Source organism: Devosia aurantiaca, assembly GCF_011058215.1.
GTDB lineage: Bacteria > Pseudomonadota > Alphaproteobacteria > Rhizobiales > Devosiaceae > Devosia > Devosia aurantiaca.
The window spans coordinates 591,576-618,402 of sequence record NZ_JAALFG010000002.1; the positions used below are offsets into that span (position 1 = coordinate 591,576).

The following is a 26,827-nucleotide window of genomic DNA, read 5'->3' on the forward strand; positions in this document are numbered from 1 at the left end:
GACTCGATACTTCCTGGACCTCATGGTGAGCCTATCGAACCACGAGGTGAGGCACAAAGGCTGTGCCACGCCCTCATCCTTCGACGGGCCCAGGATCAGGTCTACTGATAAGGCCCCGCCAGTATTGGCGGCAAGCCTCGCCTATCGCACCGCGCTCAGCAATTTGCTGGCAGCAGCGCGCGCTTCGTCGGTGATTTCGGCGCCGGCCAGCATACGCGCAACCTCTTCCTGCCGCGCACCGGTATCGAGTGGCCTGACATGGGTGCGCATGAAATGGCCCTCCTTGACCATTTGTTTTTCGATGAGGAGGTGCCGATTGGCGCGAGCCGCGACCTGTGGCGCATGGGTGACTGTCAAAACCTGCACCTTGCTGGCCAGGCGCGCTAGCCGGCGGCCGATCGCATCGGCAACGGCACCACCGACACCGGTGTCGATTTCGTCGAACACCAGCACCGGCGCCGAACCGCGATCCGCCAGTACCACCTTGAGTGCCAAAAGAAAGCGGCTCAACTCGCCACCCGACGCCACCTTGAGCAGTGGGCCTGCAGCAGTGCCTGGATTGGTCTGCACATGAAAGGCAATCTGGTCGAAGCCGGCCGCGGCGACGCGATCCGCATCGACCTGGTGGTCAACGATGAACCTGGCATTGCCCAGCTTGAGATCGGGCAACTCTGCCTCGACCGCCTTGCTCAGCGCCTTGGCCGCCTTCTTGCGGCCATTGCTCAAAGTGTCGGCGGCCTCCCTGTAGCGCGCCCGCGCCGTCGCCTCCTCCGCTTCCAGAGCTTTGAGCCGGCTCTCCCCGCTTTGCAGCGTTTCAAGATCGCTGTCGTATTTTGCCAAAACTTCGACCAGGCCATCCGGCGTGGTTTGATGCTTGCGCGCGGCCGCTCGCAGGGCGAACAGCCGTTCCTCAACCTCTTCGAGTTCGCGCGGATCGAAGGCCATCTCGCGCTTGAGCTCCTCAAGCGCATCCGTCGTGCGATCCAGCGTCACCAGCGACGCATCGAGCGCATCGACGATCGGTTGGAACAGCGTTGCGCCGGTATCGATCTTGCGCGCCAACCGGCGCATCAATGAAGCAAGGGCGGGCGTAGGCGCATTGGGACCATTGAGGATCTCGTCGATCTCGACAACGTCGGACGACGCCTTTTCCGCCTGCTGCAACTGCTGCCGCCGTTCGGCCAGCTCGGTTTCCTCGCCCAGGGCAGGCTTAAGCTTTCCGAGTTCCTCGACGGCATGGCGCGCATAATCTTCCGCCGCCACGGCTTCGGCCACCAGCGCCCGCTGCTCCGAAACCGATTGCTGCACCTCGACTAGCGCCGACCAAAGGTCGCGCACGGCGGCAACCGGCTTCGCCAGCTCGCCAAAAGCATCGAGCGCTGCACGGTGGGTCGCCACGTCGACCAAGGCACGATCATCGTGCTGGCCATGGATCTCGACGATCTGGCTGCCGACTTTTTGCAGCAGCGATGCTGAGACCGGTTGGTCGTTAATAAAGGCACGCGTCCGCCCGTCGGCGAACTGCACGCGGCGCAGGATCACGTCTTCATCATCGGGAATGGCATTGTCGCGCAACAGCGCCCGCGCCGGATGCGTCGCTGCAAGTTCAAGCACGGCGACGACCTGGCCGCTATCCTGCCCCTGCCGGACCAGCGATGCGTCGCCCCTACCCCCGAGCGCCAGGGTCATGGCGTCAAGGAGGATCGACTTGCCCGCGCCAGTCTCGCCGGTCAGCACGGTCATGCCGTTGTCGAGCGCTAGGTCGAGCTGGTCGATAAGAACGATATTGCGGACCGAAAGCGCGTTGAGCATGCGCGTAGCTTCCGTGGCTAACCGATGCGTCTGTCAGCCCAGCGGCCGAAACAAACACATGATATCGGAGCAGAACAAAATAGCAACGGGGTGCAAGGCGCATCCCCGAAAGAAAGGGCCCCGCGGGGCCCGTTCCATTTCCTGTCGCTGAGGATCAGCGGCGATGCGCCGCCAGCCAGCTGCCCGAATTGAGCTGCGGCGCGAGGCCCTGCTTGCCCAAAAGCTCGAAGCTGCGCTTGTACCAGTCGCTGGACGGATAGTTGTGCCCCAGCACGGCCGCCGCGGACATGGCTTCATTGGTGAGGCCGAGCAGCAGGTAGCCTTCGGTCAGGCGATAGAGCGCTTCTTCGATATGGGTCGATGTCTGCCAGGTCTCCACCACTTCCCGGAAGCGGTTGATGGCGGCGGCATACTGACCATTGCCGAGATAATAGCGGCCAACCGACATTTCCTTGCCGGCCAGCTGGTCATAAGCGACCAGCAGCTTTTCCTTGGCGTCCGCAGCGTATTCGGACTTGGGGTAATTGTTGATCAGCAGCGTATAGGTGTCGATCGCGTCGCGCGACAACTGCTGGTCGCGGGTGATGTCCTTGATCTGCGCAAAATAGGCAGTGGCCTTGAGCCAAAGGACATAGGGCACGTCCTTCCCATTGGGGTAGAGCGCGAGGAACCGGTCGGCAGCCAGAATTGCCTCTTCGAGCTGGTTGCTGCGATAGTTGGCAAACACCAGCATCAGCTTGCCTTTTTCCGTCAGCGGATCGCGCGGATGTTGGCGTTCGAGCTTTTCGAGGCTCTTGATGGCAGTCTGATAATACTGACGGTCAATATCGTCGAGCGCGCTTTGATAAAGCGAGGCGGCCGGAACGATTGGCTCTTCCTTGAGCTTTGGCGGACCAAATAGACCACCGCCGGAACAAGCCGTCAGCACGGCGGCAAATAGGCCAATAAGGGCAAACCGGACGGACCGGCTGGCGAACTGGCTCACAACGTCAAGCTTCACAAACGGCCCCGTTCAATATCATCCGCAGATGGGCGCGGCGTAGTTGGCAAATCGATCAAAACTGTGGCGCAGCGGCTCGGCTCAGCGCACCGAGCGCAGGTAGGGCTGAACCGCAAGACCTTCGGGCTGGTCGTCGAACGTATCGAATTCCAGCGTCAGGTCTTCAGCGTTGACTATCTCATAATTGGCTTCGCTGGAGAAGAGTCCGGCCAAAACGTGAGCGTTGAGCGCGTGACCGCCCTTGTAGGAGCGGAAGCGGCCCCAGATCGGCAAGCCCGCGAGCGAGAGGTCCCCGATGGCGTCGAGCAGCTTGTGACGCACGAACTCGTCTTCGAAGCGCAAGCCGCCAGGATTGAGCACGCGATCTTCATGAACGGTGATGGAATTGTCGAGGCTCGAGCCCAGCGCATAGCCGGCCTGGCGCAGGATCTTGGCATCGCGAACGAAGCCGAAGGTGCGGGCGCGAGCGACGTCTTCGAAATAACGGCGCGGCGTCCAGTCGAAGATCATGCGCTGGCGGCCGATGACCTTGGAGTCGAAGTCGATTTCGAGGTCGAGCGCCCGGCCATTATAGGGCTCGAGCGCCGCAAAGGCATCGTTATTGCGCACGGTCACCGCGCGAAGGACCTTGAGGAACTTCTTCTGTGCCGGCTGGATTTCGAGGCCGACGGCGAGGATCGCTTCGGCGAAGGGATGCGCCGAGCCATCCATGATCGGGCATTCGGGGCCGTCGAGCGTGATCATCGCATTGTCGACGCCCATGCCGGAAAGAGCCGAAACCACATGTTCAACGGTGGCGACACTGACGCTGTCACCCAGATCGAGCGTGGTGCAAAGCGTCGTGCGGGTGACGCGCGAATGATGAACCTGGACCGATTTGGAGAAGGTACCGTCGCCCAGTTCGCGCCGGATCATGTAGCCGCTGTCGGGAACGCCCGGCCCCATCGTCAGCGTCACCGGCTGCGCGCCGTGCACACCATAGCCTGAGAAGGAAATTTCACCGGCGAGTGTGCGCTGACGCGTCGATAGTCTGATCATCCTGGGCACACCCTACCGAAGTCGTATTTCACGCATCTGTTAGCTAAAAAATCTCGGCGCGGAAGCCGCGCCGAGAAACGTTCATGTCGCAGTCAGAAGCGGATCAACCGTGCTTGCGCAGGAAGGCCGGGATTTCGAGGCTGTCCTTTTGCACCGGCGCAACTGGCGCGCGGCCCTGGTTGTCGAGCGCGCCGCGGGCACCTTCGACTGGCGAAGAAACCCGCGAAGTCCTTGCGCCGCCTGCCTCAATTGCGCTTCGAGCAGCGGCATCGTCCGCCATCGAAACACGCGGTTCAGGCTTGGCTTCGACCGCTGGTTGACCGAGGTTCAGGCCGACATTGGAGGCCAGGCGCTTGAACAGGGCACGAGCATTGCGGGGCTCACCACCCTGCTGATCCTGTGCTTCCTGTGTCCGGCGCGCAACAGCCGGAAGCTCCTCGGTGCGCGGCATACGGCGCTGACCATCGGGGCGAGCAGCATGGGAGGGCACGTAGACGCTGGGAATCGGACGCTCTTCGACGATCGGGGCTTCTTCCGGTTCGGCAATGGATTCGGCGGCCGGAACGTAGGGCTCGACGAGGATGCCGTCGTCTTCATGGGCATAGGACGGGATCGCCTGCTGCGCTGCGAAAGCTTCGGCAACAGCGGCCTCGACCTGGTGGCCGATTTCTTCGACTTCGATCATGACCGGCTCTAGCACCGGCTGCGGCACGACTGGTCGGCTGGCTTCGACCGGGACGTGACGCTTAACGGATAAAGGGGTGCGCGACGCGTGCGGCTTGGCCGGCTCCATTGCTTGGACCATGGTCGCATCGGTGCCGGTGGCAACCACCGAAACGCGGATCGTGCCGGTAAGGCTCGGATCGTAGGTTGCGCCCAGGATGATGTTGCAATCGGTGTCGACTTCCTCGCGGATGCGGCTTGCCGCTTCGTCGACTTCGTAAAGGGTCAGGTCCGGACCGCCGGTGATCGAGATCAGGAGGCCGCGGGCACCCTGCATCGAGACGTCGTCGAGCAGCGGGTTGGCGATCGCAGCTTCCGCGGCGTGACGCGCACGGTCTTCGCCCGAAGCCTCGCCGGTGCCCATCATCGCCTTGCCCATGCCGCGCATCACGGCGCGAACGTCGGCGAAGTCGAGGTTGATGAGGCCTTCCTTGACCATGAGGTCGGTGATGCAGGCGACGCCCGAGAACAGCACCTGGTCGGCCATCGCGAAAGCGTCGGCAAAGGTGGTCTTTTCGTTGGCGACGCGGAAGAGGTTCTGGTTCGGAATGACGATCAAGGTATCGACATGGCGATGCAGCTCGTCGATGCCGTCCTCGGCAAGGCGCGCACGGCGATTGCCCTCAAAGTTGAACGGCTTGGTGACCACGCCAACCGTCAGGATGCCCTGTTCGCGGGCAGCACGAGCAACCACTGGAGCAGCACCGGTACCGGTACCACCACCCATGCCGGCGGTGATGAACACCATGTGCGAGCCGGAAAGGTGATCGTTGATCTCGTCCCAGCTTTCTTCGGCGGCCGCACGACCGACTTCCGGGTGCGAACCAGCGCCGAGGCCTTCGGTAACACCGACGCCGAGCTGGATGATGCGCTGCGCCTTGGACAGCGCCAGAGCCTGGGCGTCGGTATTGGCGACAACGAAATCCACGCCATCGAGCCCGGATTCGATCATGTTGTTAACGGCGTTGCCGCCAGCACCACCGCAACCGAACACGGTGATGCGGGGCTTTAGTTCTTGGATATCCGGGATCGTGAGGTTGATGGTCATAGGTGGCCTCATAGTGGCGTGGTTGGTTAAGATTTACGGGCCAATTCGTTAACCCCACCCTAACAAGTGACCGCTTTGCGTTAACTTTCCCGCAAAATGCGACAATGAGCGGTTACCGATTACGCCTTTGTTAACCAGCCACGCCTTCTCACCCGGGTAAACCTCATGGTGAGCACGTCGAACCACGAGGTCGGGCTCACCCATCGTGCCACGACCTCCCCCATCGACAGGCTCAGGATGAGGTCTACTGCTATTTAGCGCTGTTCGAGCAATCCCTGCGTGCCGGTCAGCTGCGGATTGGTGATGGCAAGGGCACTGCCGAAGACGAGCGCATCTTCCACGAGCCCGCTCGGCGTCTGACCGACCTGTCGCATTGCCGCCTTGCGCATTCCGAGCCCGATATACGAAGAGACCATTGCTGCAGCGACTGCCACAACGGCGCCGCTGACCTGCTGGCCCCGGGGCGCCAGCGCTGCCCCTGCATAGGCCGCGGTGATGGTGCGGACGCCAAGCCCGATCGGAATGGTGCGATCAGGAGCCGACTTCATCTTGTCGCCGGCCATTTCGGCGGCCGCGAAAGCCACGGCACCCGCGGTCACCACCGGATTGTGGAAAAGCTTTTGCAGCGGCAGGTCATCGTTGACTTCGCCGCGATAGGTCGCAAGGCCGATCGTGGCCAACGGGGTGATGCCGCGCTGGCCTGCAACAAGGCCGATCAGAAATGATCGAAGCATTGGTCGTTCTCCGGAAGGGTTACCGGAAGAACGGTTTCTACCCGGCTTTCGATCCTAGAAGCTCGTGCGGAGCCAGGTTCCGACCCTGGCGATGTAGCCGTCGGTGCCGGTCAATTTTCGCGAGCCGCGCGGCTCGGCATATTCCTGGTGGCAGACCTGGGGATAAACCAGCATGCCGGCGACGGTTGCAAAGGCTGCGCCCTTTGCCATTTCGGGCAGGCCGGCAATGCCCATGGGACGGCCGTTGCGAACGTTGCGCGCCAGGGTACGGCGGGCAACTTCGGGAAGGCCGGTCATTTCGCTGGCGCCGCCGGTCAGCACAAAACGGCGACCGCAGATATCCATCATCCCTGTCGCCTGCATGCGATCGCGCACGGCGGTAAGAATTTCTTCGATGCGCGGGCGCATGATGCGGGTCAGGACCGCGCGCGGGATCTGTCCAGGCGCTTCGTCATGGGAGGCGCCAACCGGCTGGATCGAAATCATCTCGCGCTCGTCCGCCTGACCCGGCAAGACCGATCCATGCAGCGTCTTGAGGCGCTCGGCATCGGCCACGCTGACCGAAAGCTGGCGCGCAATATCGAGCGTCAGGTGATGACCGCCGATGGCGATGGCATCGGCATAGACCATGTGGCCGTCATTGAAGACCGACACTGTGGTGGTCGCGCCACCGAAATCGATGCAGGCGACGCCAAGCTGGGCTTCGTCATCGACCAGCGTAGCAAGCCCCGATGCATAAGGCGTTGCGACCAAGGCCTCGATCTGCAGATGGCAGCGGTGCAGCACCAGTTCGAGATTGCGCATGGCCAGCGTTTCGGCGCTGACCACGGCGACATCGACGCTGAGCTTTTCGCCGACCATTCCCTTGGGATCGCGGATGCCTTTCTGCCCGTCCAAGGCGTAACCGATCGGTAGCGCATGGACGATCGAGCGTTCCGGACGCACGGAGCGCGAGTTCACGGCGCGCAGCACGCGAACGATGTCGGACTTTTCGACCTCTTCTCCATCGAGCGACACCGCGGCCGAAAAGGTTTCCGAGCCGAGACGGCCAGCGGTGACATTGACCAGCACAGACTCCAGCGTCAGCCCGGCCGCACGCTCGGCCATACCCACGACATTGCGGATCGCCTGCTCGGCCTTCTCCACGTCGGTGACGACGCCGCTCTTCACCCCGGAAGCTGGACCATAGCCAAAGCCGATGACCTCGGCCTGATGTGTACGGCCACGCAGGGCCTTGCCCTCGGGACGCGGCGAAAGGCGCGCGATGACGCAGCAGATCTTGGTGGAGCCGATGTCGAGCACCGCCACCAGCGTCGTCTTGCCAGGCTGCACCGGCCGGAGCCGGGAAGTCATCGCGTCCATCATCATGATTCTTTGGGGTCTTCGGGTTCTTCGGTCTTGTTGGGGCGCACCGCAACTACCGTCTCGATCCGCAGATCGATGATAGCAATGTCACGGTCGAGAAGCTGATACTGGTCCTGGTAGGAAACCAGCTTGGTCATGGCCTGCGCCACGCCCTGCTCCGGAAGCTGGATGCGCAGGCCAGTGTCGTAAAGAAGGTCCCAGCGCCGGTCGGCGATGCGCGAAATCGCGATCAAGCCGTCCTTGAGGCTGGGGAAATTTTCCATGGCGCGGATCATCACCAGGGCGTCGTCCGCCGCGCCATCGCCAATCACCAGCGGCAGGTCGCCATAGGCGCCACCGTCTTCGCCGATCTGGTCGCCATCGCCATCAATCACAAAGGTGATGCCATCGACGCGCCAGCGGGCGATCGGCTTCTTCTCGACGATATCGACCGCGACATCACCCGGATAGGTCTTGCGCACGATGACGCTGTCGACCGCTGGAAGCTCGGCGACGCGCTGCCGCGCGGCTTCGACATCGAAGGAGAGCGTAGACGTATGCGGCTGGATCCCGAGCGCATCGAAAATGTCCTGCTCGGAGGTCAGCGTTTGCCCCTGCAGCGAGATCTCGCCGATGGCAAGACCGGCCTGGGCGAAGTTACCCTGCGCGACAGTAGCGAGATTGGAGGCGGTAACACCGATCGGCTCGCGGACGGCATAGAGTCCGACGGCGCCGGCAATCAGTGCCGCAACCATCAGGCCCCGGCGGACCAGACCGCCATGCAGCACCCGAAGGCGGGTCCAGCGGTTGGCAAGGCGGCTGCGCGGCGCGCGGACGGGAACAGGCAGCGCGCGGGGATCGACCATCCGCGCTCCGGCGAGAAAAGCCTCGCTTTTTACCTGTTGCAACTCGCGTCCTCCACCAACCAGGCGCACAATTCTTCATAGGAATGCCCGGCATGGGCAGCCTGTTCTGGCGCCAGGGACACCGGAGTCATACCCGGCTGGGTATTGAGCTCGAGCAGCACCAATTCGCCGTCCTCGCCTGCCGCGTCGTTGTAGCGGAAATCGCACCGCGTCAGTCCGCGACAGCCGAGAGCTGTGTGAGCAGCCAAGCTAAATTGTTGCACTTTGTCGTAAATTTTCGGTTTCACCTGCGCCGGCAGCACATGGACGGCGCCACCCTGGCTGTACTTGGCCTCGTAGTTGAAGAAGGCCAGATCGGTGACGATCTCGGTGACGCCGAGCGCCACATCACCCATCACCGCGCAGGTCAACTCGCGCCCGGGAATGAAGCGCTCGACCATCATTTCCTCGCCGGAAGTCCAGTCTTCCCGCAGCAATTCCTGCGGCGGGTGGCTGGTATCGGCCTTGACGATGAAGACGCCGAAGCTGGAGCCGTCGGCGATCGGCTTGATGACATAGGGCGGCGCCATGACATGGGCGCGTGCTGCCTCGGCCCGGGTGACAATCGTGTGATCGGTCACCGGAATTCCGGCCGCCTTGAAGATGATCTTGGCCTGGTGCTTGTTCATGGCCAGCGCCGACGCCAGCACGCCCGAATGCGTGTAGGGGATTTGCAAAAGCTCGAGCACGCCCTGGATATAGCCGCCTTCCCCGAAAGGACCGTGCAGAGCGTTGAACGCCACGTCAGGCTTGAGCGCAGTAAGCACTTCGGCAACGTCGTGACCGACATCGACCTCGGTTACCTCATACCCGCCTTTGCGCAGGGCCGCAGCGCATCCAGCGCCGGTCATTAGGGAGACGGGGCGCTCATTGTTCCACCCGCCCATGAGGACGGCGACGTGCTTGCTCATTTTGGCTCCTCGCCGATCAGCGCGCCCAGTTCAGCCGGCAACGCCGCGGCCCACTGCGTGATGTTGCCGGCGCCAAGGCACACGACATAGTCGCCATCCTCGACCCGCGTCGCCAGAAGCTTCGCCAGCTCCTCAGGCCCGGTCAGCACCCGTGCGTCGCGGTGACCGCGGGCGCGGATACGATTGACCAGCTCTTCATGCGTGACACCCACAATCGGCTGTTCGCCTGCCGCGTAGATCGGCGCGACGATGACCGTATCGGCATCGTTGAAACAGGCGGCAAAGTCGTCGAAGAGATCGTTGACGCGCGAATAACGGTGCGGCTGCACCACGGCCACGACATCGCGCCGCGCCGACTGCCGGGCAGCGCGCAGCACCGCCGCAATCTCCACCGGGTGGTGGCCGTAATCGTCGATGACGGTGACGCCACCCACTTCGCCGGTCTTGGTGAACCGCCGCTTCACTCCGGTAAAACCCTTAAGCCCCTTGCGGATGGCTTCGGCCGGCACATGCAGCTGGTCGGCAACGGCAATGGCAGCCGTGGCATTGAGCGCATTGTGGACGCCCGGCATAGGCAATTCGAGCCCATCGATGCGCAGCTGCGTCTGGCGAATGCGGTCGCGGATCTCGACCGAGAAATGCTGCACGCCATCGCGATTTTCGAGATCGATCAGCCGCACATCGGCCTGCGGATTGCGGCCATAGGTGATGACCCGGCGATCCTTGATCTCACCCACCAACGCCTGCACTTCCGGATGGTCGAGACACATGACGGCAAAGCCATAGAACGGCACGTTCTCGACAAACTGGTGGAAGGCGTTCTTCACGCCCTCGAAGTTGCCGTAGTGGTCGAGATGTTCCGGATCGATATTGGTGACAATCGCCACGTCTGCCGGCAGCTTTACGAAAGTGCCGTCGGACTCGTCGGCTTCGACCACCATCCACTCGCCGGCCCCAAGGCGCGCATTGGTGCCATAGGCGTTGATAATGCCGCCATTGATGACGGTGGGATCGAGATTGCCGGCATCGAGCAGGGTCGCGACCAGCGTCGTGGTCGTGGTCTTGCCATGCGTACCGCCGATGGCAATTGCCGTCTTGAAGCGCATGATTTCGGCCAGCATTTCGGCGCGGCGCACGATCGGCAGGTTGCGCGCGCGCGCTTCGACCAGCTCCGGATTGTCCTTCTTGATCGCCGACGACACGACCACGACCTCGGCCTTGCCCAAATTATCGCCGCTCTGGCCGATTTCGACCGTGATCCCCATATCGCGCAGGCGCTGCACATTGGGGTTGAGCGAAGCGTCGGAGCCTTGGACGGTATAGCCCTGGTTGTGAAGAATTTCGGCAATACCGGACATGCCGATGCCGCCGATGCCGATAAAATGGACCGGGCCGATATTGCGGGGCATCTTCATGTTGTGGGGCGTCCTTCGATAGTGGTGTTTTTGCCCGAAAGCATTTCGGCGAGGTCGGCGAGTTTTTCGACGGCGCGGGGCTGGCCCATGGCGCGGGCCGCATCGGCAGCGCGCCTCAGACCGGCCGGATCACTCAACAACTCATGGAGGCGAGTGGCGAGCGATTGCGGTGAAAGCGAGGCCTGTTCGGCCACCCAGCCGCCGCCGCCCTGTTCGAGATTGAGCGCATTATACTTCTGGTCGCTGTCGAGCGAGCCCGGCAGCGGGATCAGGATGGCGGGCCGTCCGAGCACGGTCAGTTCGGCGACGGTCGAGGCCCCTGCCCGCCCGATCACCAGATGCGCATCGGCGATGCGTTCGGGCAGATCCGGAATAAAGCGCGCCAGCTCAACATTGGTGCGCGACTGCCGATAGCTCTCGGCCACCCGGTCGATATCCTCTTCACGCGCCTGCTGCACGATCTGTAGGCGATGCCGCAGCGCATCCGGCAAGAGCGCGATTGCCGCCGGCACGATGTCGGACAGCGCCCGCGCACCCTGGCTGCCGCCGGTGACCACGAGGCGAATGGGACTTGCGTCATCAAGCGCCGGATAGGCCCGGCCCGTTACGGCCCGCACCCGATCGCGTACCGGATTGCCGGTGACGATCTTTTCGAGGTTTTGCCCATCGGCAAACCGCGTCGCGGGAAAACTCATCGCCAAAATGTCGGCGAACCGTGCCAAAGCGCGATTGGCGCGCCCCATCACCGCATTCTGCTCATGCAGGATGCCCGGAATGCCGCGCAGGCTCGCCGCGATGAATGGCGGAAAGGTCGGGTAGCCGCCAAAGCCGATCACCGCATCCGGCCGCACCTTGCCCAGCAAGCCATGAGCCTTGGCAACGCCGCGCAGGATAGTGAAGCCTGCGCTCGCCATCTTCAGCGGATTGCCGCCCGAAGGCGTTGCCGCCGGCACGATATGGATCTGCCGCGCCGGAAAATCGGCACCGTAGCTTTCGACGCGATGATCGGTCATCAGCTCGACCGCGTGGCCGCGGCGGATCAATTCTTGGGCCAGTGCCATGGCCGGGAAGAGATGCCCCCGTGCCGCCTGCCATTAAAACAAAGGTTTTCATTCGGCGGGGGCTACCACGGCGCTGCGGTACGAGGGAAGGCCGGTGGTCAAACGCTCTTCCGGCTTGGTGCGGGTAAAGGCCAGCATCAGCCCCATCCCGAAGGCCACGGCGAGCATCGACGTGCCGCCATACGAAACGAACGGCAAGGTCATGCCCTTGGGCGGAATGAGGTTAAGGTTCACCGCAAGATTGATGCCCGACTGCATGGCGAACTGCACGGCGATGGTGGAAGCCGCAAGACGGGCAAAAAGGCTCGATTGCCGCTGCGCCGAGATCATGGCGCGGATGACGATAAAGCCGATAAGCCCGACCAGGCCCATGCAGAAGATGACGCCGAATTCGCCCGCGGCTGCCGAAAACACATAGTCGGCATGGGCGTCGGGGATAAGCTTCTTGGCAATGGATTCGCCCGGACCCCGGCCGAACCAGCCGCCCTCATAGAGCGAATCCAGCGCCCGATCGATCTGGTAGGTATTGCCGCCGCCATCGGGGTTGAGAAACGTATCGATGCGGCGCGCAAAGTGCGGAAAGAAGAAATAGGCGCCAAACAGCAGCCCGCCTGCCGACCCGGCAAGGCCGAAGATGATCCACCAAGAAATGCCCGACAAAAACAGCAGCACTGCCCAGGTCGCCATCACCAGCGCCGTTTGTCCAAGGTCGGGCTGCAGCAGAAGCGCTGCAACGATCAGCCCCATGATGGCAGTGGCGATCAGCCGGCCAGGCACGTTGCGATGGATCATGTATTCGGAAAACAGCCAAGCGCCGATCACCGCAAAGGCAGGCTTGACGAATTCGGACGGCTGGACCGATTGGCCCCCAAAGCTCATCCAGCGGCGGGCACCCTTGACCTCGGTACCGAAGCGCAGCGTCGCCCACAGCAGCGCCACCATGACGATCAGCGTGCCGAGCGCCGCAAATCGCGCTTGCCGGTGGTTGAGCATCGATGCGGCAAGCATCACCGGCACTGCCAGCGCGCAGAACATGGCGTGGCGGATGACGAAATGCCATTCGTCAACGCCGATACGCTCGGCCACCGCCGGGCTTGCGCCAAAGCTCAGCACCATGCCTGCGCAGAGCAGCAAGATCAGCCCGCCGAGCAGTTCGCGGTCGATCGACCACCACCATTCAGCCAGAGGCGTTTTTTCGGCGCGAGAAAACATCATCGGAAACGGCCCGGCAACTCGATACAAACAAGATCGAATTGTACCGGACCGATGGTTACCGATTTCCCAACCGGCTTGCGTTTTGCGAATCGCCCAGTGGAAAACAAAAATCCCCGGGCGCTTGGCCCGGGGACGCACTGCAGTACCAGGGAGGAGATTACTGCAGGATGGCGATGTCGCTGATGGCCCGTCGTCGACGCCCGAGATCTCACCGACCGAAGTGGCAGCGCCGGTGTCGAGGTCAACGGTATAAAGCGTCGTTCCGGCAACGAGGTAAGCGGTGTTGGTCAGATCTTCGGTGGACGAGATATCGAAGGCATAGTTGTCCGCGCCATCGATGCCGAGCTTGCCGATGGCGGCAAGCGTGCCGTCATTGGGAGCGGTCTGCTGGATCAGCGCGACGATGGTCGCGTCGATGTCGAACATCTTGGTGGCCTCGGGCTTGCCGATCGAATTGGTGTAGGCGGCGGCAACGATGGCCGGCTCTTCGCCCTCATGCATGTCGCCAGCTTCATAGGCGAGCGAACCATCGACCGTGACCATGCCGTCATCGACATTGACGCGGTGGTTGGTGCCGTCGGTCGCCATCAGGCGCAGACGGTCGGCCATCGGGTTGAAGTCGACGATCGCGCCTTCATAGCTGGGCAGCGCTTCCGAAAGCGTCGACTTCACCGTTGCCGCGCCGGTTGCAGTGTCGATGGTCACGACTTCGCCAGCCAGCGAAACGCCGTAGAGCAGCTTGTCGGCAGGGCGAACGTCGATGCCGGCCAGGCCGTCAACGCCGGTCACATCCATCGTGCCGGACACTTCAAGGCTTTCGGTATCGAACATCACGAGCGTCGTGCCGCCGACAAGGCCAACCGCCGGCGCGGCATAGGCGGATGTAGCAAGGCCGGCAACGCCGAGAACCAGGGCAGCACGCAGCGCGAGCAAGGAAGAAGAAGTCATGTGTCGTCTCCTCTGAAGGGCGCCTCCGGGGCGCGTTTACAAAGGGGTTACCCACGGGCCGATGCGTCTGGATGCAGGGGGTACAAAATTATTTTCGCCCCGCATCCGAGCGGGGCCGTTCGCGGGTAATCGACATGAAGGACGATTGCCGCCATGTTCCACCTCATGACCGACCCCAAAACTGCCGAACAGCTGATTGCCCAAATCGCCACCGGAAATCGGTCGGCGCTTGCTGCCCTGTTCGAAGGGGAGTCAGGCCGGCTCGTCGCCATCGCCCAGCGCTTGCTGAGACGGCGCGACCTCGCTGAGGAAGTGGTACAGGAAGCCTTCATCACCGTCTGGCGGCAGGCGGCAAGCTTTGACGGCAGCAAAGGTTCGGCCCGCGGTTGGCTGACCACTATCGTCAGAAACCGGGCCCTGAACCTTCTGCGCGACAGTGCCCGCATGGATTTCGAGGACAGCGAGAAACTGACCGAACTCGGTGACCGTCAGGCCGACGCGCGTGCGGCCTATGAAGCGCTTTCGATCAAGGACGCCCTCCGTCATTGCCTTGGCATGCTGGATGCGTCGAAGCGTGAAGCCGTGCTCCTGTGCTACGTCACCGGCCTCAACCATGGCGAAGCCGCCGCGTTCATGAACGTGCCGCTCGGCACGGTAAAATCCTGGGTTCGCCGCGGCACCGTTGCCCTTCAGGAGTGCCTGTCATGACCGAGGGCGATCGCGAACGCATCGGCGACTATGTGCTGGGTCTTCTGGAAGGCGCAGACCTCGCCGCCTTCGAACAACAGCTCGCAAGCGACCCCGAATTGCGCATGGCCGTCGAGCGGCTGCGCGGGCATCTGGGAAAGCTCGACGACACGGTAGAGCCCCTGCCCGCCAATCCGGCGCTTTGGGCCCGCATCGCGTCCGAGCTGGACACTCCCGTCGTAACCGCAGCACCTCCACGCGCTGCGAACGACAACCGCTGGCGCGGCTTTGCCGGCATCGCCGCCAGCCTGCTCGTCGCTTTGAGCATCGGCTACCTGGCCGGGTCCAATTTTGGCCAGGCGCCCCAGCCGCTCATGGTCGCCGTGCTGTTGACCGAGGGCAGCGCCGAACCGGCCGTTCTCGTCGAGGCCTTTGCTGATGACAGCATTCGCCTTGTGCCGCTCGAACTGGCACAAAAACCGGACGACCGCGTCTATCAGGTCTGGACACTTCCTGACCCCGAGACCGGGCCGATATCGATGGGCATATTCGAGGATCCGCAGACCATGCGCCTCGCCGGGCCTAACCTCCCTGCACCGCAAAGCGGGCAGCTTTACGAGATCACGCTGGAGCCCACCGGTGGTTCGCCCACAGGCCGGCCCACCGGACCGATCCTCGTGAAGGGCTTTGCGAAGACCCCGCTCTAGCGGAGCTTGAGGCTCGAAAGGCCGATCAGCGCCAGCACAAAGGAAATGATCCAGAAGCGGATCACCACTTGCGACTCCGTCCACCCCAAATGCTCGAAATGGTGGTGGATCGGCGCCATTCGGAACACCCGTTTGCCGGTTAGGCGGAACGACGTGACCTGGACGATCACCGAGACCGCTTCGAGCACGAAAAGCCCGCCGATGATCGCCAGCACCAGCTCATGCTTGGTCGCGACCGCAATGGTGCCCAAGGCACCGCCAAGAGCCAGAGAGCCCGTATCGCCCATGAAGATCTGCGCCGGCGGGGCATTAAACCACAAAAAGCCGAGACCCGCGCCGATCAAGGCGCCGCAAACCACCGCGAGCTCTGCCGTACCTGGAACCGAGTTCAGCAGCAGGTAGTCCGCATAATTCTGCGAGCCGACGAGATAGGCGATGAAGCCGAAACATGCTGCGGCAACCATCACAGGAACGATGGCAAGGCCATCGAGACCATCGGTAAGGTTCACTGAATTGCCCGCAGCAACCACAACGAAGCCGCCGAACAGGATGTAGAAATAGCCAAGGTTGAGCGCCAGGTCCTTGACGAAGGGAAACAGCAACGAAGTGCCGTAAGCCCCTTGCGCCAATTGCGAAATCGCAAAAGCCGCAATGCCACCGATCAGCGCTTCGAGGAACAGCCGCTGCCTCGAGCCGAAGCCGGCATGGCTCATGCGCTTGACCTTGAGATAGTCGTCATAAAAGCCGATCGCACCAAAACTCACGGTAACGAACAGCACGACCCAGACATAGCCGTTGGACAGGTTGGCCCAGAGCAACGACGAGATCAGCGTGCCCGAAAGGATCATCAGCCCGCCCATAGTCGGCGTGCCCTTCTTGGTCAGCAGGTGACCCGCCGGACCGTCTTCGCGGATCGGCTGGCCGCGGCCCTGCTTGACGCGCAACAGCGCGATCATGCCGGGGCCGAACAGAAAGACGAAGAACAGCGCCGTCACCACCGCACCGGCAGTGCGGAAGGTGATGTAGCGGAAGACGTTGAAAGCCGCGAGGGATTCGCCCAGGGTGCTGAGAAAATAGAGCATGCTGTTCTTTTGTCTCTCGTGGGCTTAGCTGTCTTTGAACCGGGCGGTCACTGCGCTGACGACGCGCGCCAGCCCGACACCATTGGACCCTTTGATCATAACAGCGTCGCCATAAGCAAGGTCGGCAATGATCGTGTCGATAGCTTGTTCGACACCCTGCGACCGGCTTGCAACAAGCCCGGCTGGCAGCGACTCCGCCAGCGCCGCGACGTGGCTGCCGACCAGGTGCACGCTCGTCGCACCTGAGCTCTGAACCGCACCGGCAAGGCTGGCATGCAGTCGATCGGCCTCGTCGCCAAGTTCGCGCATGTCGCCCAGCACCAGCACTTTCTTGCCCGATGGTGCAATGCTGCCAAACACTTCCAATGCCGCCGTCATCGACGCCGTATTGGCATTATAACTCTCGTCGATCAGCAGCAGCGGCGTGTCCGCCGGACCCAGAAGCGTCCGCTGCCCCCTGCCCGGCTGCGCCCCGAACCCCGCCAAGGCCTTGAGCGCCACCGCCGGTTCGATGCCCGCAATGCTGGCGACTGCCAGGGCCGCCGTGGCATTTGCGAGCATGTGCCGCCCGGACACACCCAGCGCCAGGGCGTGGCTCTGCCCCTCATGCAGCACGGTCGCAAAACTCTGCTCCGCCGCCGTCTGCGGATCGACGATCTGCCAATCGACGCCCCGCGAAAAGCCATAGGTCACGACCTTGCCGACGCCGGCCGCCTGGGCCGCGTCGAGCAGCAACTGGATCTGCGGATGATCGGCATTGAGCACCGCCGTGCCTCCCGGCTCCAGCCCCTCGAAGATCTCGGCCTTGGCCGCAGCAATGGCTTCGAGGCTCCCGAGCTTTTCCAGATGCGCCGGCGCGATATTGGTGATCACCGCCACATGCGGACGCACGAGTTTGCTGAGCGGCCGGATCTCATCGGGCGCATTCATGCCCATTTCGAAGACGCCGAACTGCGCCTCTTGCGGCAGCCGCGCCAGCATCAGCGGCACGCCCCAGTGATTATTGAAGCTCTTGATCGAGGCATGCGTCGCGCCCGCAGCCTCGAAGACCACTCGCAGCGCCTCCTTGGTCGTGGTCTTGCCGACACTTCCCGTCACCCCGACAATAAAAGCCCGGCTACGCGCCCGTGCCGCAATGGCCAAGTCACGAAGACCACCCAGCGCATCGGCGACAACAATTCGCCCCGGCCCCGCGCTTCGCCCCTCGCTCACCAGCGCCGCAACCGCACCATTGCCCAGCGCCGTGTCGACGAAATCATGCCCATCGAAGCGATCACCCTTGATGGCGACGAAACGCATCGGGCCCCAATTCGCGCGAGTCGATCGAGATCGAGTTGATCTCCGTCGCGACGACGCCCTCGGCGCGTCCACCGGTAGCCGCAAGAACGTCGTCGATCGTATAGAGGGGCTTTGTCATGGCTGGGGTCCGACCGCGAAGCAATGCGATGCAATACGTCGCTCGAGCGTGCGGCGGCAACCCCACCCAACCTCCCCTGCAGAAGGGGGAGGAGCGCATCGATTTTGTCCGCGATCTTGGAACAAGCACCGGCCAGACTCCTCCCCGCCTAACGGGGAGGCCGCGTGGGGGCTACTTACCCCTTCACCGCCGCTAGCACTTCCTCATGGTCGGAGAAATGCGACTTCGTCGTGCCGATGATCTGGTACGTCTCGTGACCCTTGCCCGCGACCAGCAGCACATCGCCCTTCTTGAGCGACCGCACGGCCTCACGGATGGCGGTCTTGCGATCGCCGATCTCCTGCGCACCCTTAGCGCCGGCCATCACCTCGGCACGGATCGTCGCCGCATCTTCGGTGCGCGGATTATCGTCGGTGACGATCACCACATCGGCCAGATCGCTTGCGATCTCGCCCATCTGCGGCCGCTTGCCCTTGTCGCGATCACCGCCGCAACCGAACACGACCTTGAGCTCGCCGGTGACATAGGGCCGCAGCGTCTGCAAGGCCATGCGCAGCGCTTCGGGCTTGTGCGAATAGTCCACGAAAATCGCCGCGCCGTTGTGCTCGGCCACCAGCTCCAACCGTCCCCGTGCGCCCACGAGCTCGGGCAGCGCAGCGAATGCATCCGCCTTGTCCACGCCCGCCGACATCGCCAGAGCCGCCGCGATCAGCGCGTTCGAAACCTGGAACTCGCCCGGGATCGGCAGGTGGAAATTGACCTTCTCGCCGATATGCCGCACCTCGACGCGCTGGCCATAGCCTTCCGGCTTGATCGAGAGGATCTCGATATAGGCGCCCTCACGTCCCACCGTCAGCAGCGTCGCGCTGGCGCCGAGCGCCGCAAACATGAACTGCTCGTGCTCGGGATCGTCGACATTGACGATCGCGGCGCCGCCATCGACCAGCAGATCGGTGAAAAGCCGGAGCTTGGCGCTGCGATACTCGTCCATGTCCTTGTGGTAATCGAGGTGGTCGCGGCTGAGATTGGTAAAGGCCACGGCCTCGAAATGCGTGCCATCGAGGCGTCTTTGGTCGAGCCCGTGGCTCGAGGCTTCCAGCGCCACATGGTCGATGCCCTGGGCCTTCAGCGCCCGCATCGCCTGGTGCAACGTGCGTGAATCCGGCGTCGTCAGCGCGCCCTCGATCGTGCGCTTGCTGGTCTCGATCCCAAGCGTACCGATGCTGGCGCCGGGAACCCCCGCATGGTCCCAGATCTGGCGCACGAAGGACGCCACCGACGTCTTGCCATTGGTACCCGTCACGGCAACGAGGATTTCCGGCTGCGGCTCAAACACCCGGCTTGCTGCCCGCGCATAGGCGGCGCGCACATCCTTGACGATGATAACCGGCACACCAGGATCGCCGGGCGGCGCGATGTCGGTCACCACCGCCAAGGCACCCCGATCCACCGCGCTTTGCACGAACTGGTTGCCATGCACCTTGTTGCCGGGCAGCGCGAAGAAGATATCGCCCGGCTCGATCCGCCGGCTGTCCGAGTTCAGCCCGAAAACCGCGCCCAGTCCCTTTTTCGGACGGGCGCCGGAGCCTTCGAGCAGCTGAGTGACGCTGATAGACATGAAAGTCAGAATCCTTCTGGATAAAGCTGACGGACGGAGGCCGGAACGATCTGCTGGTCCAGCGCTTCGCTGAAATCTGGCGCAATGCCAAGCATGGGCGCAACCCGCTGGATGACGCGGCCGGTAATTGCGCCGGCATTCCAGCCAGCCGTCGTGCCCGACTGCGGGTTTTCGGCCTTGGGCTCATCCACCATGATGACCATGGCATATTTTGGATTATCGAGCGGGAAGGCCGAGGCGAAGAAGTTGGTGACCTTGCTCGACGAATAGCGGCCATCCACCACCTTTTCCGCCGTGCCGGTCTTGCCGCCTGCGCGGTAGCCAAGGGCCGCCTTGTTCATCTGCGACCCCGAACCACCCGAGGAAATGGCATTGAGCCGCATCAGGTAGCGCATTGAGGCGCTGGTATCTTCCGAAATGACGCGCTCATAAAGCGGCTCCGCCTCGGTCACGCTGCGCTTGTAGAGCGTGGGCGAGATGTAATTGCCGCCATTGGCAAAAGCCGCATAGGCGGTGACCAGATGCAGTGGCGATACGGAAAGGCCGTGGCCGAACGAAGCCGTGGCGGCGCCCACTTCCGAAAAGCTGCCCGGCACGGTTGGCACGCGCATTTCCGGCAGCTCGAAGTCGACGCGCTTGTCGAACTTCATCGTGCTCAGGAAATCGCGAAACGCTTCCTTGCCCATGGCCTGCATCACGCGGATGGTGCCGATATTGGACGAGTATTTATACACTTCTGGCAGGCTGAGGATGCGGTGCTTGCCGTGGAAATCGTCGATGGTGAACCGGCCGAAGCGGACGCCATAGCGCGCATCGAACTGATCGGTGAGCTTGACCATGCCGCTGTCGAGGGCGCCGGCAAGGGTTACCGTCTTGAAGGTCGAGCCGGGCTCGAAAATACCCGAGGTCACGCGATTAAACGTATCCTTGACCAGGGCGCTGGAAGGATCGTTGGGGTCGAAATCAGGAACCGACGCCAGCGCAATGATCTCGCCGGTATGGATATCCATCATCACGCCCGCCGCCGCGATGGCCTGGTAGCGCGTCATCGCATCGACGACCTGGTCATGCATCACATGCTGCGCGCGCATGTCGATCGAAAGTTCGACCGGCGTCAGCGCCGCGCCCCGGGCAAGACCAAGCTCCTGCAAGAGGGCAATGGATTCGGTGTCCATATGCCGCTCGATGCCGGAAATGCCCTGGTTGTCCACGTTGGTGGAGCCCAAAATATGCGAAGCCTCGCGCATGCCCGGATAGAAGCGCTTGGACTCGGTGATGAAGTCGACGCCGGGAATGCCCAGCTGCATCACGGCGTCTTCGATCGCCGGCGTCAGCTCGCGTTGCACCCAGACGAACCCCTTGTCGCCGGAAAGGCGATTGCGCAGCCAGTCTTCCTTGAGGTCCGGCAGCACCGTGCGCAGCTTGCGCACCGCTTCCTCGACATCGACGATGCGACGGGGCTCGGCGTAAAGCGACGGCACTCGGATATCGACCGCCATTTCGAGCCCGTTGCGATCAAGGATCGGCGGACGGCTGGCCTGGATGACGTCGCGGGTCTGCCCTTCGATGCTCTGGTCGGTCTCGACCATCCCGAGCATGACAAGGCGCCCGCAGATCAGGCCGAAGGCCAGAAACAGTGCCAGGATCATCCAGCGGATGCGCGCCTGGGTCAGGTTGACGCGCTGCTTGCGGGCCCCGTCGAGCGCGATGGCGGGCGAAAAGTCGTCGGCGGTGATAGCCATTACTCGATGCCTTCCAGTTCAAGGATCGCGTCGATCGGATCGATGCCTTCCGCCACGGCCTGGAACAGAGCGTCCATTGCGGCGGTGTCCGGGCGCGCCGGGCGCATCGGGATGGCGGTGAAGGCGGCGAACTGCTCCTGCTTCACCGGCCCGACGGCAAGCTCCACCTCATGGCGCCGCACGATCGGCTCAACATGGCCGGGCTGGTTCAGCACCGCCCAGTCGGCCTGCAGCAGCGAAAGCTCGCCTTCCTGTTCGTGGATCTTGGCGGAAAGCGCCGTGCGCTCCGCAGCCGTGCCCTCGATCGTGAACTTGAGCCCATAGACGCCGGCCAGCATCGCGACCGAAACGAAGACCAGAACGATATTGATGGTGCGGATCATGCAACGCCCCTGATCTGCGGCACGCCAAGTCCCTGCATGGAAACGGTCCGCGCCGGCTCCGCCGTCCGAACACCGCTGCGCAACACTGCCGACCGGGCCCGTGGGTTGCGCGCCAATTCGGCCTCGCCGGATTTGACTGCCTTCGACACTCTTTGCCACCGCAACGGTTCGACAACCGCCTGCGGCAGGTGGCGCGAGGCGGCCGGCCCACCCTTGTCGGGATCGAAGAACCGTTTGACGATCCGGTCCTCGAGCGAATGAAAGCTCACTACGGCCAGAGTTCCGCCTTCAGGCAGCAGCCGTTCGGCCGCAAACAATCCTTCGACCAGTTGGTCGAACTCGCCATTGACCGCGATGCGCAAGGCCTGGAACGACCGCGTTGCCGGATGCGCATCGCCTGGCTTGCGCCCGATGGCCTTTTCGATGATCCGCGCGAGGCCCAGCGTCGTGGTTATGGGCGCCGTTTCCCGCGCCGCCACGATGAACTGGGCAATGCGCCGCGACTTGCGCTCTTCGCCAAAGGCATAAAGCAGGTTGGCGAGCTCTTCCGTCTCGAGCCCATTGACCAGATCGGCGGCACTTTCCCCCGACTGGCTCATCCGCATGTCGAGCGGCCCGTCGCGCATGAACGAAAAGCCGCGCTCCGCCTGATCCAGCTGCATCGACGAAACGCCGATATCGAGCACTACCGCATCGATCGGCCCAAGGCCGGACGCAAGCGTATCCAGTTCCGAAAACGTACCCTGAACAAAGGTGAAGCGATCGCCGAACTCGGCCGACAGCGCCGCGACATGCGGCTGCACCGACGGATCGCGGTCGATGCCGATGACATGGGCACCTGCCTCAAGCAGCGCGCGCGAATAGCCACCCGCCCCAAAGGTCCCATCGACGATGCGCTTGCCGGCCACGGGCGCAAGGGCGGCGAGCACCTCGTCCAAAAGGACAGGCACATGCGGGCCGCCGGGCGTCTCCATCTCGGGCAGCGATGACTTGCCCATATCTGCCAACACTCCACCCGGCCCGCCGACCGGTCTACTAAACTCGATCCGGATTCTGCACGCCGACGCTTAAGAATCTGTTTCCCATATGCGTTTCCACGCTGTTCATCAGCAATAGTGCGCTGGCTTTCGCATGGGATATTGCCCTGCCGCCCCGATCGGATATGAAGGCAATAAATCCGGGGACTCTGATGCCGATTACGAACCAGACTTTCGTGCGCGCCACCGCGCTCCTGCTTCTGGTCGGGCTTTTGGCTCTTCTCGGCATCATCGGCACAAATGTTTATCTGGTCGAGCGCAGCCAGGGCTATTTCGACGAAGTCATCCAGGGCCGCATCGCCCGCCGCGCGGCCGTCGATCTACGCGTCACGCTTCAGGACATCGAATCCAGCCAGCGCGGCTTTCTGCTGACGCAGAACGAGGACTATCTCGACCTCTACAATGGTGCCCTGCCCAAGGTGGACGAGCAGCTTATCGCCCTCGATCAGGTTCTGGCGCCCTATCCCCAGGCCAAGCCCTATATCGAAACGCTCAAGACCGATGTGGCCTTAAAACTCGGCGAGATGGCACGCACCATCGATCTCGTGCGTGAAGGCAATTCTGCCGCGGCCAACGCCATTGTCGATACCAATGAGGGCAAGGCGACGCAGGACGCGATACGCGGCTTCCTCGATCAGTTCATCGAAGCCGTCGACCAGAGGCTGACCGAGGGCGTCGCCAATCAGCGCAGCACCTTCAACCTTCTGCGCTGGGTCTCGATCGCCGGCGGCCTCGTCATCCTCGCCGTTGTCGCCGGCGCCTTCTGGGCGGTCATCAGCTATACCCGCGAACTGGCCCGCGCCCGCAGCACCGTGGAAGAGCTCAACACCGGGCTCGAAGAACGGGTCAAGGAACGCACCGCCGACCTCGGCAAGGCCAACGAGGAAATCCAGCGTTTCGCCTATATCGTGACCCACGACCTGCGCGCGCCGCTGGTCAACATCATGGGCTTTACCAGCGAGCTCGAAACCGGCGTCCAGGCGGTCAAGACCTATATCGAGGCCCAGCCCAAGGAAGACGCTACACCGACAGCGGTGGAAGCGCGCGAAGCGGCGCTGACCGATCTGCCGGAAGCGGTGTCCTTCATCCGCGCCGCCACGCGCAAGATGGATGGCCTGATCAACGCCATCCTCAAGATTTCTCGCGAAGGCCGCCGCCAGCTCAAGCCCGAGCCGGTCAACCTTCAGCAACTCGCCGAAGCCAGCGCCGCCGCCGTCCACCACCAGGTCGCCGACAGCCAGGGGGAGATCGATACCGACATCCGCGTCGGCCAGGTCTTTACCGATCGCCTCTCCATCGAACAGGTGCTCGGCAACCTCCTTGACAATGCCATCAAGTACCAGGACCCATCGCGTCCCCTACGCGTCTCGATCAGCGCGCGCCACCTGCCCGGCAATCGCGTCGTCATCGAAGTCGCAGACAACGGCCGCGGCATTGCCGAAATGGATCACGAGCGCGTCTTCGAACTCTTCCGCCGCTCCGGCACGCAAAATCACCCGGGCGAAGGCATCGGCCTTGCCCATGTGCGCACAATGGTGCGCAGTCTGGGCGGTGATGTTACGTTGACATCGACTCTGGGCCAAGGCACCACCTTCATCGTCAATCTGCCGCGCGACCTTCGCGGCTATCTGGGAAATGCAGCATGAACAACGCCCGTCCTGTGACCATCATCATGGTCGAAGACGATGAGGGCCATGCGCGCCTCATCGAAAAGAACATTCGTCGCGCCGGCGTCGCCAACGAGATCGTATCCTTCACCAACGGCACCGATGCGCTGTCGTTCTTGCTTGGTCCCGATGGCACGGGTCTGGTCAACAAGGGACGCCAGCTGCTGGTGCTGCTGGACCTCAACCTGCCCGACATGACCGGCATCGACATCCTCGAAAAGGTCAAAGGCAACGAGCACACCAAGCGCTCGCCGGTCGTGGTCCTCACCACCACCGACGACCAGCGCGAGATCCAGCGCTGCTACGACCTGGGCGCCAACGTCTATATCACCAAGCCCGTCGACTATGACGGTTTTGCCAATGCGATCAAGCAGTTGGGCCTGTTCTTCTCAGTGATGCAGATCCCCGAAGCCGAATAAGATCGATGCCCACCAGCACGCCCCATGTCCTTTACATCGATGATGACCCAGGCCTGACCCGCCTGGTGCAAAAGGCCATGGCACGGCGCGGCTACGATTTCGCGCATGCCGAAACCGGCGAAGCTGGCCTCGAAATGATCCGCTCGACCACCTTCGACGTCGTCGCCCTCGATCATTACCTCCCCACCGGCACCGGCCTCGACGTGCTCAAGGGCATGGAAACACTGGAAGATCGGCCGGCCGTTGTCTACGTCACCGGCTCTGCGGAAATGGCGATCGCCGTGGCGGCGCTCAAATCCGGCGCCACCGACTTCGTGCCGAAATCGGGCGCCGAAGAGTTCATGGAGCTCCTTGTCGCCTCCATCGACCACGCCATCGACCACGTCCGCCTCAACCGCGCCAAAGCCAAGGCCGAGCGGGAAGTCCGCGAAGCCCGCGAACACGCCGAATTGCTGCTTGGCGAGGTCAACCACCGCGTTGCCAACAGCTTGGCCATGGTGGCGGCCCTGGTGGGTCTTCAGAGCAACGCCGTCGAAGACCCCGAAGCCAAGCGCGCCCTTTCCGAGACCCAGGTTCGCATCCAGGCCATAGCCGGCGTCCATCGCCACCTTTATACCTCAGAGGACGTGCGCAGCGTCCACACCGGCGACTACCTCAACGGCCTTATCGGCGAACTGGAAAACACGCTCCAGGCCGAAGGGCAAACGGCCCGCCTGCGCGTCGATGTCCAGGGCTTTCCCATGCCCACCGAAAAGGTCGCATCACTGGGCGTCATCGTCACCGAACTCGTCACCAACGCGATGAAATATGCCTACACTGGCAGTGAACCCGGCGAGGTCCGTGTGCGCATGTTCCGCGACGGCACCCAGGTGCAATTGATCGTCGAAGACGACGGCATTGGCTTTTCCGGCACCGACAAACCCCAGGGCACGGGCCTCGGCAGTCGCATCGTAAAGGCCATGGCGATCAGCCTGGGCGCCCAGGTTGGCTACGGTAGCGGCCCCGGAACGCAGGTTCTCGTCAGCTTCGAGGCTTAGGGCCCGGTCCGGCTGGCCTTGTTCGGCCTTCGGACCACCGTCTTCTGCAAGCCGCCATTGCCCTCAACTTCGTGCTCCTCAGGCGACACAGGCGCCGGCACATCGCCATAAGGGTCCTTGTTCCGCTCCGCCTCGAGCTGCGCCTGGGCCAAGGCGCTCGCCTCCTCCGGCGTCCCGGAAACCAGCGCCGCGGCACGGCGAGCCGTCAGCCCAAACTCATCCGCCAAAAAGGCAACATCCTTTTCCTTGTCGGTCATTTCTCTCTCCACAACAGACGTGGCCACCCAAGGGTTTTCCGGCCTGAAAGTTGCACCGCGGTCAACCACAGTAGACTTGCAACGCCCTCAGCCAAATTGTATATACAATCAATATGGCAATCGAGTTTGACGAAGAGAAAGATCGGACAAACATCGTCAAGCATCAGATTTCCCTGGCACGCGCTGGTGAACTCGAAATCCTGACGGTCTTGGAAGACAATCGCTTCGATTATGGTGAAGTCCGATATCGAGCTTGGGGTCTAATCGATGGTGAGACCTACTGCCTCGTCTTCACATCCCGCGGTGGTGAGGTTCGTGCAATCAGCCTGCGTCGTGCCCATGAAAAGGAGATGAACCGCTATGTCTTCAAACCCGAGCTTTGACGACGATAATCCCGAATGGACTGAAGCGGACTTCGCCCGAGCCAAACCGGCCCATGACGTGCTGCCCGAAGAAGTCTTGAAATCTTTCCCCAAGACAAGAGGGGTTCAGCGTCTGCCGAAGAAAATACCAGTATCGATACGTCTTAGCCCCGAAGTGATCGAACGGTTCAAGGCTCAGGGACCAGGCTGGCAGACCCGCATCGATGAGATTCTCAAGAAGGCGGTGGGGCTTTAGAG

General features: G+C 62.7%; 26 protein-coding genes. 7 read left to right on the top strand and 19 right to left on the bottom strand.

Translation table 11 applies throughout. The features are described 5' to 3' along the window. Nucleotides 1-141 precede the first annotated feature (141 nt). The 11 genes from recN to G5575_RS21755 all read right to left on the bottom strand — a co-directional run bounded on the left by recN (nt 142) and on the right by G5575_RS21755 (nt 14,154). Nucleotides 142-1,812, bottom strand: coding sequence for a DNA repair protein RecN (recN, locus tag G5575_RS10560; RefSeq protein ID WP_164534277.1), 1,671 nt, complete (start codon nt 1,810-1,812; stop codon nt 142-144). Nucleotides 1,813-1,966: 154 nt separating this feature from the next. Next, nucleotides 1,967-2,812 carry an outer membrane protein assembly factor BamD gene (locus tag G5575_RS10565; protein ID WP_164534278.1) on the bottom strand — a complete coding sequence of 282 codons (846 nt, stop codon included), beginning with the start codon at nt 2,810-2,812 and terminating at the stop codon, nt 1,967-1,969. An 81-nt stretch (nt 2,813-2,893) separates the two neighbouring features. Then, a complete protein-coding gene (gene lpxC, locus G5575_RS10570) occupies nt 2,894-3,850 on the bottom strand; it encodes a UDP-3-O-acyl-N-acetylglucosamine deacetylase (RefSeq protein WP_164534279.1) in 957 nt (318 codons plus the stop codon). Nucleotides 3,851-3,953: 103 nt separating this feature from the next. After that, nucleotides 3,954-5,621 (bottom strand): cell division protein FtsZ, encoded by a 1,668-nt coding sequence (ftsZ, locus tag G5575_RS10575; protein WP_164534280.1) that lies wholly within the window; start codon nt 5,619-5,621, stop codon nt 3,954-3,956. 254 nt (nt 5,622-5,875) lie between these two features. Then, nucleotides 5,876-6,355, bottom strand: coding sequence for a DUF4126 family protein (locus tag G5575_RS10580; protein WP_164534281.1), 480 nt, complete (start codon nt 6,353-6,355; stop codon nt 5,876-5,878). Nucleotides 6,356-6,409: 54 nt separating this feature from the next. Next, nucleotides 6,410-7,717, bottom strand: coding sequence for a cell division protein FtsA (gene ftsA / locus G5575_RS10585; protein WP_235935920.1), 1,308 nt, complete (start codon nt 7,715-7,717; stop codon nt 6,410-6,412). A 2-nt stretch (nt 7,718-7,719) separates the two neighbouring features. After that, nucleotides 7,720-8,565: a cell division protein FtsQ/DivIB gene (locus G5575_RS10590; RefSeq protein ID WP_164534283.1), complete on the bottom strand. Its 846-nt coding sequence runs from the start codon at nt 8,563-8,565 to the stop codon at nt 7,720-7,722. A 29-nt stretch (nt 8,566-8,594) separates the two neighbouring features. Continuing rightward, a complete protein-coding gene (locus G5575_RS10595; protein WP_164534284.1) occupies nt 8,595-9,515 on the bottom strand; it encodes a D-alanine--D-alanine ligase in 921 nt (306 codons plus the stop codon). After that, nucleotides 9,512-10,930 (bottom strand): UDP-N-acetylmuramate--L-alanine ligase, encoded by a 1,419-nt coding sequence (gene murC, locus G5575_RS10600; protein WP_164534285.1) that lies wholly within the window; start codon nt 10,928-10,930, stop codon nt 9,512-9,514. Before murC ends, G5575_RS10595 begins: the two co-directional genes overlap by 4 nt. Continuing rightward, nucleotides 10,927-11,991: an undecaprenyldiphospho-muramoylpentapeptide beta-N-acetylglucosaminyltransferase gene (gene murG / locus G5575_RS10605; RefSeq protein ID WP_328765963.1), complete on the bottom strand. Its 1,065-nt coding sequence runs from the start codon at nt 11,989-11,991 to the stop codon at nt 10,927-10,929. The genes murC and murG overlap by 4 nt, the downstream gene beginning before the upstream one ends. Nucleotides 11,992-12,039: 48 nt before the next feature. Beyond that, nucleotides 12,040-14,154, bottom strand: a complete 2,115-nt coding sequence (locus tag G5575_RS21755) for a DUF4394 domain-containing protein (protein WP_164534286.1) — start codon at nt 14,152-14,154, stop codon at nt 12,040-12,042. A gap of 153 nt (nt 14,155-14,307) precedes the next feature. On the opposite strand from G5575_RS21755, the gene G5575_RS10615 reads away from it, so the two are divergent. Together G5575_RS10615 and G5575_RS10620 are read left to right on the top strand one after the other, a co-directional pair. Then, nucleotides 14,308-14,862 carry a sigma-70 family RNA polymerase sigma factor gene (locus G5575_RS10615; protein ID WP_235935921.1) on the top strand — a complete coding sequence of 185 codons (555 nt, stop codon included), beginning with the start codon at nt 14,308-14,310 and terminating at the stop codon, nt 14,860-14,862. Further along, nucleotides 14,859-15,548, top strand: coding sequence for an anti-sigma factor (locus G5575_RS10620; protein WP_164534287.1), 690 nt, complete (start codon nt 14,859-14,861; stop codon nt 15,546-15,548). Before G5575_RS10615 ends, G5575_RS10620 begins: the two co-directional genes overlap by 4 nt. Here the strand turns inward: G5575_RS10620 and mraY are convergent. From mraY to rsmH, 7 genes are all read right to left on the bottom strand, one after another. Continuing rightward, entirely contained in the window at nt 15,545-16,630 is a 1,086-nt protein-coding gene (gene mraY, locus G5575_RS10625) for a phospho-N-acetylmuramoyl-pentapeptide-transferase (protein ID WP_164534288.1), read from the bottom strand. The two genes, G5575_RS10620 and mraY, sit on opposite strands and share 4 nt — an antisense overlap. A gap of 24 nt (nt 16,631-16,654) precedes the next feature. After that, the gene (locus tag G5575_RS10630; RefSeq protein WP_164534289.1) at nt 16,655-17,929 is read right to left on the bottom strand and encodes a UDP-N-acetylmuramoyl-tripeptide--D-alanyl-D-alanine ligase; all 1,275 of its coding nucleotides are present in this window, start codon (nt 17,927-17,929) and stop codon (nt 16,655-16,657) included. Continuing rightward, nucleotides 17,904-18,047 (bottom strand): hypothetical protein, encoded by a 144-nt coding sequence (locus G5575_RS10635; RefSeq protein ID WP_164534290.1) that lies wholly within the window; start codon nt 18,045-18,047, stop codon nt 17,904-17,906. The genes G5575_RS10630 and G5575_RS10635 overlap by 26 nt, the downstream gene beginning before the upstream one ends. A 175-nt stretch (nt 18,048-18,222) precedes the next feature. Further along, nucleotides 18,223-19,665, bottom strand: a complete 1,443-nt coding sequence (locus G5575_RS10640) for a UDP-N-acetylmuramoyl-L-alanyl-D-glutamate--2,6-diaminopimelate ligase (RefSeq protein ID WP_164534291.1) — start codon at nt 19,663-19,665, stop codon at nt 18,223-18,225. Between the two features lie 5 nt (nt 19,666-19,670). Continuing rightward, the gene (locus G5575_RS10645) at nt 19,671-21,407 is read right to left on the bottom strand and encodes a peptidoglycan D,D-transpeptidase FtsI family protein (RefSeq protein ID WP_164534292.1); all 1,737 of its coding nucleotides are present in this window, start codon (nt 21,405-21,407) and stop codon (nt 19,671-19,673) included. After that, nucleotides 21,407-21,790 (bottom strand): cell division protein FtsL, encoded by a 384-nt coding sequence (ftsL, locus tag G5575_RS10650; RefSeq protein ID WP_164534293.1) that lies wholly within the window; start codon nt 21,788-21,790, stop codon nt 21,407-21,409. Before ftsL ends, G5575_RS10645 begins: the two co-directional genes overlap by 1 nt. After that, the gene (rsmH, locus tag G5575_RS10655; protein ID WP_211198443.1) at nt 21,787-22,788 is read right to left on the bottom strand and encodes a 16S rRNA (cytosine(1402)-N(4))-methyltransferase RsmH; all 1,002 of its coding nucleotides are present in this window, start codon (nt 22,786-22,788) and stop codon (nt 21,787-21,789) included. Before rsmH ends, ftsL begins: the two co-directional genes overlap by 4 nt. A 191-nt stretch (nt 22,789-22,979) precedes the next feature. Here rsmH and G5575_RS10660 point away from each other — a divergent pair, with 191 nt between their 5' ends. From G5575_RS10660 to G5575_RS10670, 3 genes are read left to right on the top strand one after another with little or no spacing between them, the layout of a single operon-like run. Next, complete coding sequence (locus G5575_RS10660; protein WP_164534294.1) at nt 22,980-24,473, top strand: sensor histidine kinase; 1,494 nt, start codon at nt 22,980-22,982, stop codon at nt 24,471-24,473. Beyond that, nucleotides 24,470-24,913 (top strand): response regulator, encoded by a 444-nt coding sequence (locus G5575_RS10665; protein WP_164534295.1) that lies wholly within the window; start codon nt 24,470-24,472, stop codon nt 24,911-24,913. Before G5575_RS10660 ends, G5575_RS10665 begins: the two co-directional genes overlap by 4 nt. A 5-nt stretch (nt 24,914-24,918) precedes the next feature. Further along, nucleotides 24,919-25,950, top strand: a complete 1,032-nt coding sequence (locus G5575_RS10670) for a histidine kinase dimerization/phosphoacceptor domain -containing protein (RefSeq protein WP_164534296.1) — start codon at nt 24,919-24,921, stop codon at nt 25,948-25,950. Here the strand turns inward: G5575_RS10670 and G5575_RS10675 are convergent. Next, nucleotides 25,947-26,207: a hypothetical protein gene (locus tag G5575_RS10675; RefSeq protein ID WP_164534297.1), complete on the bottom strand. Its 261-nt coding sequence runs from the start codon at nt 26,205-26,207 to the stop codon at nt 25,947-25,949. The two genes, G5575_RS10670 and G5575_RS10675, sit on opposite strands and share 4 nt — an antisense overlap. Nucleotides 26,208-26,320: 113 nt before the next feature. On the opposite strand from G5575_RS10675, the gene G5575_RS10680 reads away from it, so the two are divergent. Both G5575_RS10680 and G5575_RS10685 read left to right on the top strand, forming a co-directional pair. After that, nucleotides 26,321-26,590, top strand: a complete 270-nt coding sequence (locus G5575_RS10680) for a BrnT family toxin (protein WP_164534298.1) — start codon at nt 26,321-26,323, stop codon at nt 26,588-26,590. After that, a complete protein-coding gene (locus G5575_RS10685) occupies nt 26,568-26,825 on the top strand; it encodes a BrnA antitoxin family protein (protein ID WP_164534299.1) in 258 nt (85 codons plus the stop codon). Before G5575_RS10680 ends, G5575_RS10685 begins: the two co-directional genes overlap by 23 nt. Nucleotides 26,826-26,827 lie beyond the last annotated feature (2 nt).

Excerpts from the sequence above, each read along its gene's own strand:
- recN (WP_164534277.1), bottom strand. The coding sequence starts at position 1,812 with ATGCTCAACGCGCTTTCGGTCCGCAATATCGTTCTTATCGACCAGCTC.
- lpxC (WP_164534279.1), bottom strand. The coding sequence starts at position 3,850 with ATGATCAGACTATCGACGCGTCAGCGCACACTCGCCGGTGAAATTTCC.
- ftsZ (WP_164534280.1), bottom strand. The coding sequence starts at position 5,621 with ATGACCATCAACCTCACGATCCCGGATATCCAAGAACTAAAGCCCCGC.
- G5575_RS10580 (WP_164534281.1), bottom strand. The coding sequence starts at position 6,355 with ATGCTTCGATCATTTCTGATCGGCCTTGTTGCAGGCCAGCGCGGCATC.
- ftsA (WP_235935920.1), bottom strand. The coding sequence starts at position 7,717 with ATGGACGCGATGACTTCCCGGCTCCGGCCGGTGCAGCCTGGCAAGACG.
- G5575_RS10590 (WP_164534283.1), bottom strand. The coding sequence starts at position 8,565 with ATGGTCGATCCCCGCGCGCTGCCTGTTCCCGTCCGCGCGCCGCGCAGC.
- G5575_RS10595 (WP_164534284.1), bottom strand. The coding sequence starts at position 9,515 with ATGAGCAAGCACGTCGCCGTCCTCATGGGCGGGTGGAACAATGAGCGC.
- murC (WP_164534285.1), bottom strand. The coding sequence starts at position 10,930 with ATGAAGATGCCCCGCAATATCGGCCCGGTCCATTTTATCGGCATCGGC.
- murG (WP_328765963.1), bottom strand. The coding sequence starts at position 11,991 with ATGGCACTGGCCCAAGAATTGATCCGCCGCGGCCACGCGGTCGAGCTG.
- G5575_RS21755 (WP_164534286.1), bottom strand. The coding sequence starts at position 14,154 with ATGACTTCTTCTTCCTTGCTCGCGCTGCGTGCTGCCCTGGTTCTCGGC.
- G5575_RS10615 (WP_235935921.1), top strand. The coding sequence starts at position 14,308 with ATGTTCCACCTCATGACCGACCCCAAAACTGCCGAACAGCTGATTGCC.
- G5575_RS10620 (WP_164534287.1), top strand. The coding sequence starts at position 14,859 with ATGACCGAGGGCGATCGCGAACGCATCGGCGACTATGTGCTGGGTCTT.
- mraY (WP_164534288.1), bottom strand. The coding sequence starts at position 16,630 with ATGCTCTATTTTCTCAGCACCCTGGGCGAATCCCTCGCGGCTTTCAAC.
- G5575_RS10630 (WP_164534289.1), bottom strand. The coding sequence starts at position 17,929 with ATGCGTTTCGTCGCCATCAAGGGTGATCGCTTCGATGGGCATGATTTC.
- G5575_RS10635 (WP_164534290.1), bottom strand. The coding sequence starts at position 18,047 with ATGACAAAGCCCCTCTATACGATCGACGACGTTCTTGCGGCTACCGGT.
- G5575_RS10640 (WP_164534291.1), bottom strand. The coding sequence starts at position 19,665 with ATGTCTATCAGCGTCACTCAGCTGCTCGAAGGCTCCGGCGCCCGTCCG.
- G5575_RS10645 (WP_164534292.1), bottom strand. The coding sequence starts at position 21,407 with ATGGCTATCACCGCCGACGACTTTTCGCCCGCCATCGCGCTCGACGGG.
- ftsL (WP_164534293.1), bottom strand. The coding sequence starts at position 21,790 with ATGATCCGCACCATCAATATCGTTCTGGTCTTCGTTTCGGTCGCGATG.
- rsmH (WP_211198443.1), bottom strand. The coding sequence starts at position 22,788 with ATGGGCAAGTCATCGCTGCCCGAGATGGAGACGCCCGGCGGCCCGCAT.
- G5575_RS10660 (WP_164534294.1), top strand. The coding sequence starts at position 22,980 with ATGCCGATTACGAACCAGACTTTCGTGCGCGCCACCGCGCTCCTGCTT.
- G5575_RS10665 (WP_164534295.1), top strand. The coding sequence starts at position 24,470 with ATGAACAACGCCCGTCCTGTGACCATCATCATGGTCGAAGACGATGAG.
- G5575_RS10670 (WP_164534296.1), top strand. The coding sequence starts at position 24,919 with ATGCCCACCAGCACGCCCCATGTCCTTTACATCGATGATGACCCAGGC.
- G5575_RS10675 (WP_164534297.1), bottom strand. The coding sequence starts at position 26,207 with ATGACCGACAAGGAAAAGGATGTTGCCTTTTTGGCGGATGAGTTTGGG.
- G5575_RS10680 (WP_164534298.1), top strand. The coding sequence starts at position 26,321 with ATGGCAATCGAGTTTGACGAAGAGAAAGATCGGACAAACATCGTCAAG.
- G5575_RS10685 (WP_164534299.1), top strand. The coding sequence starts at position 26,568 with ATGTCTTCAAACCCGAGCTTTGACGACGATAATCCCGAATGGACTGAA.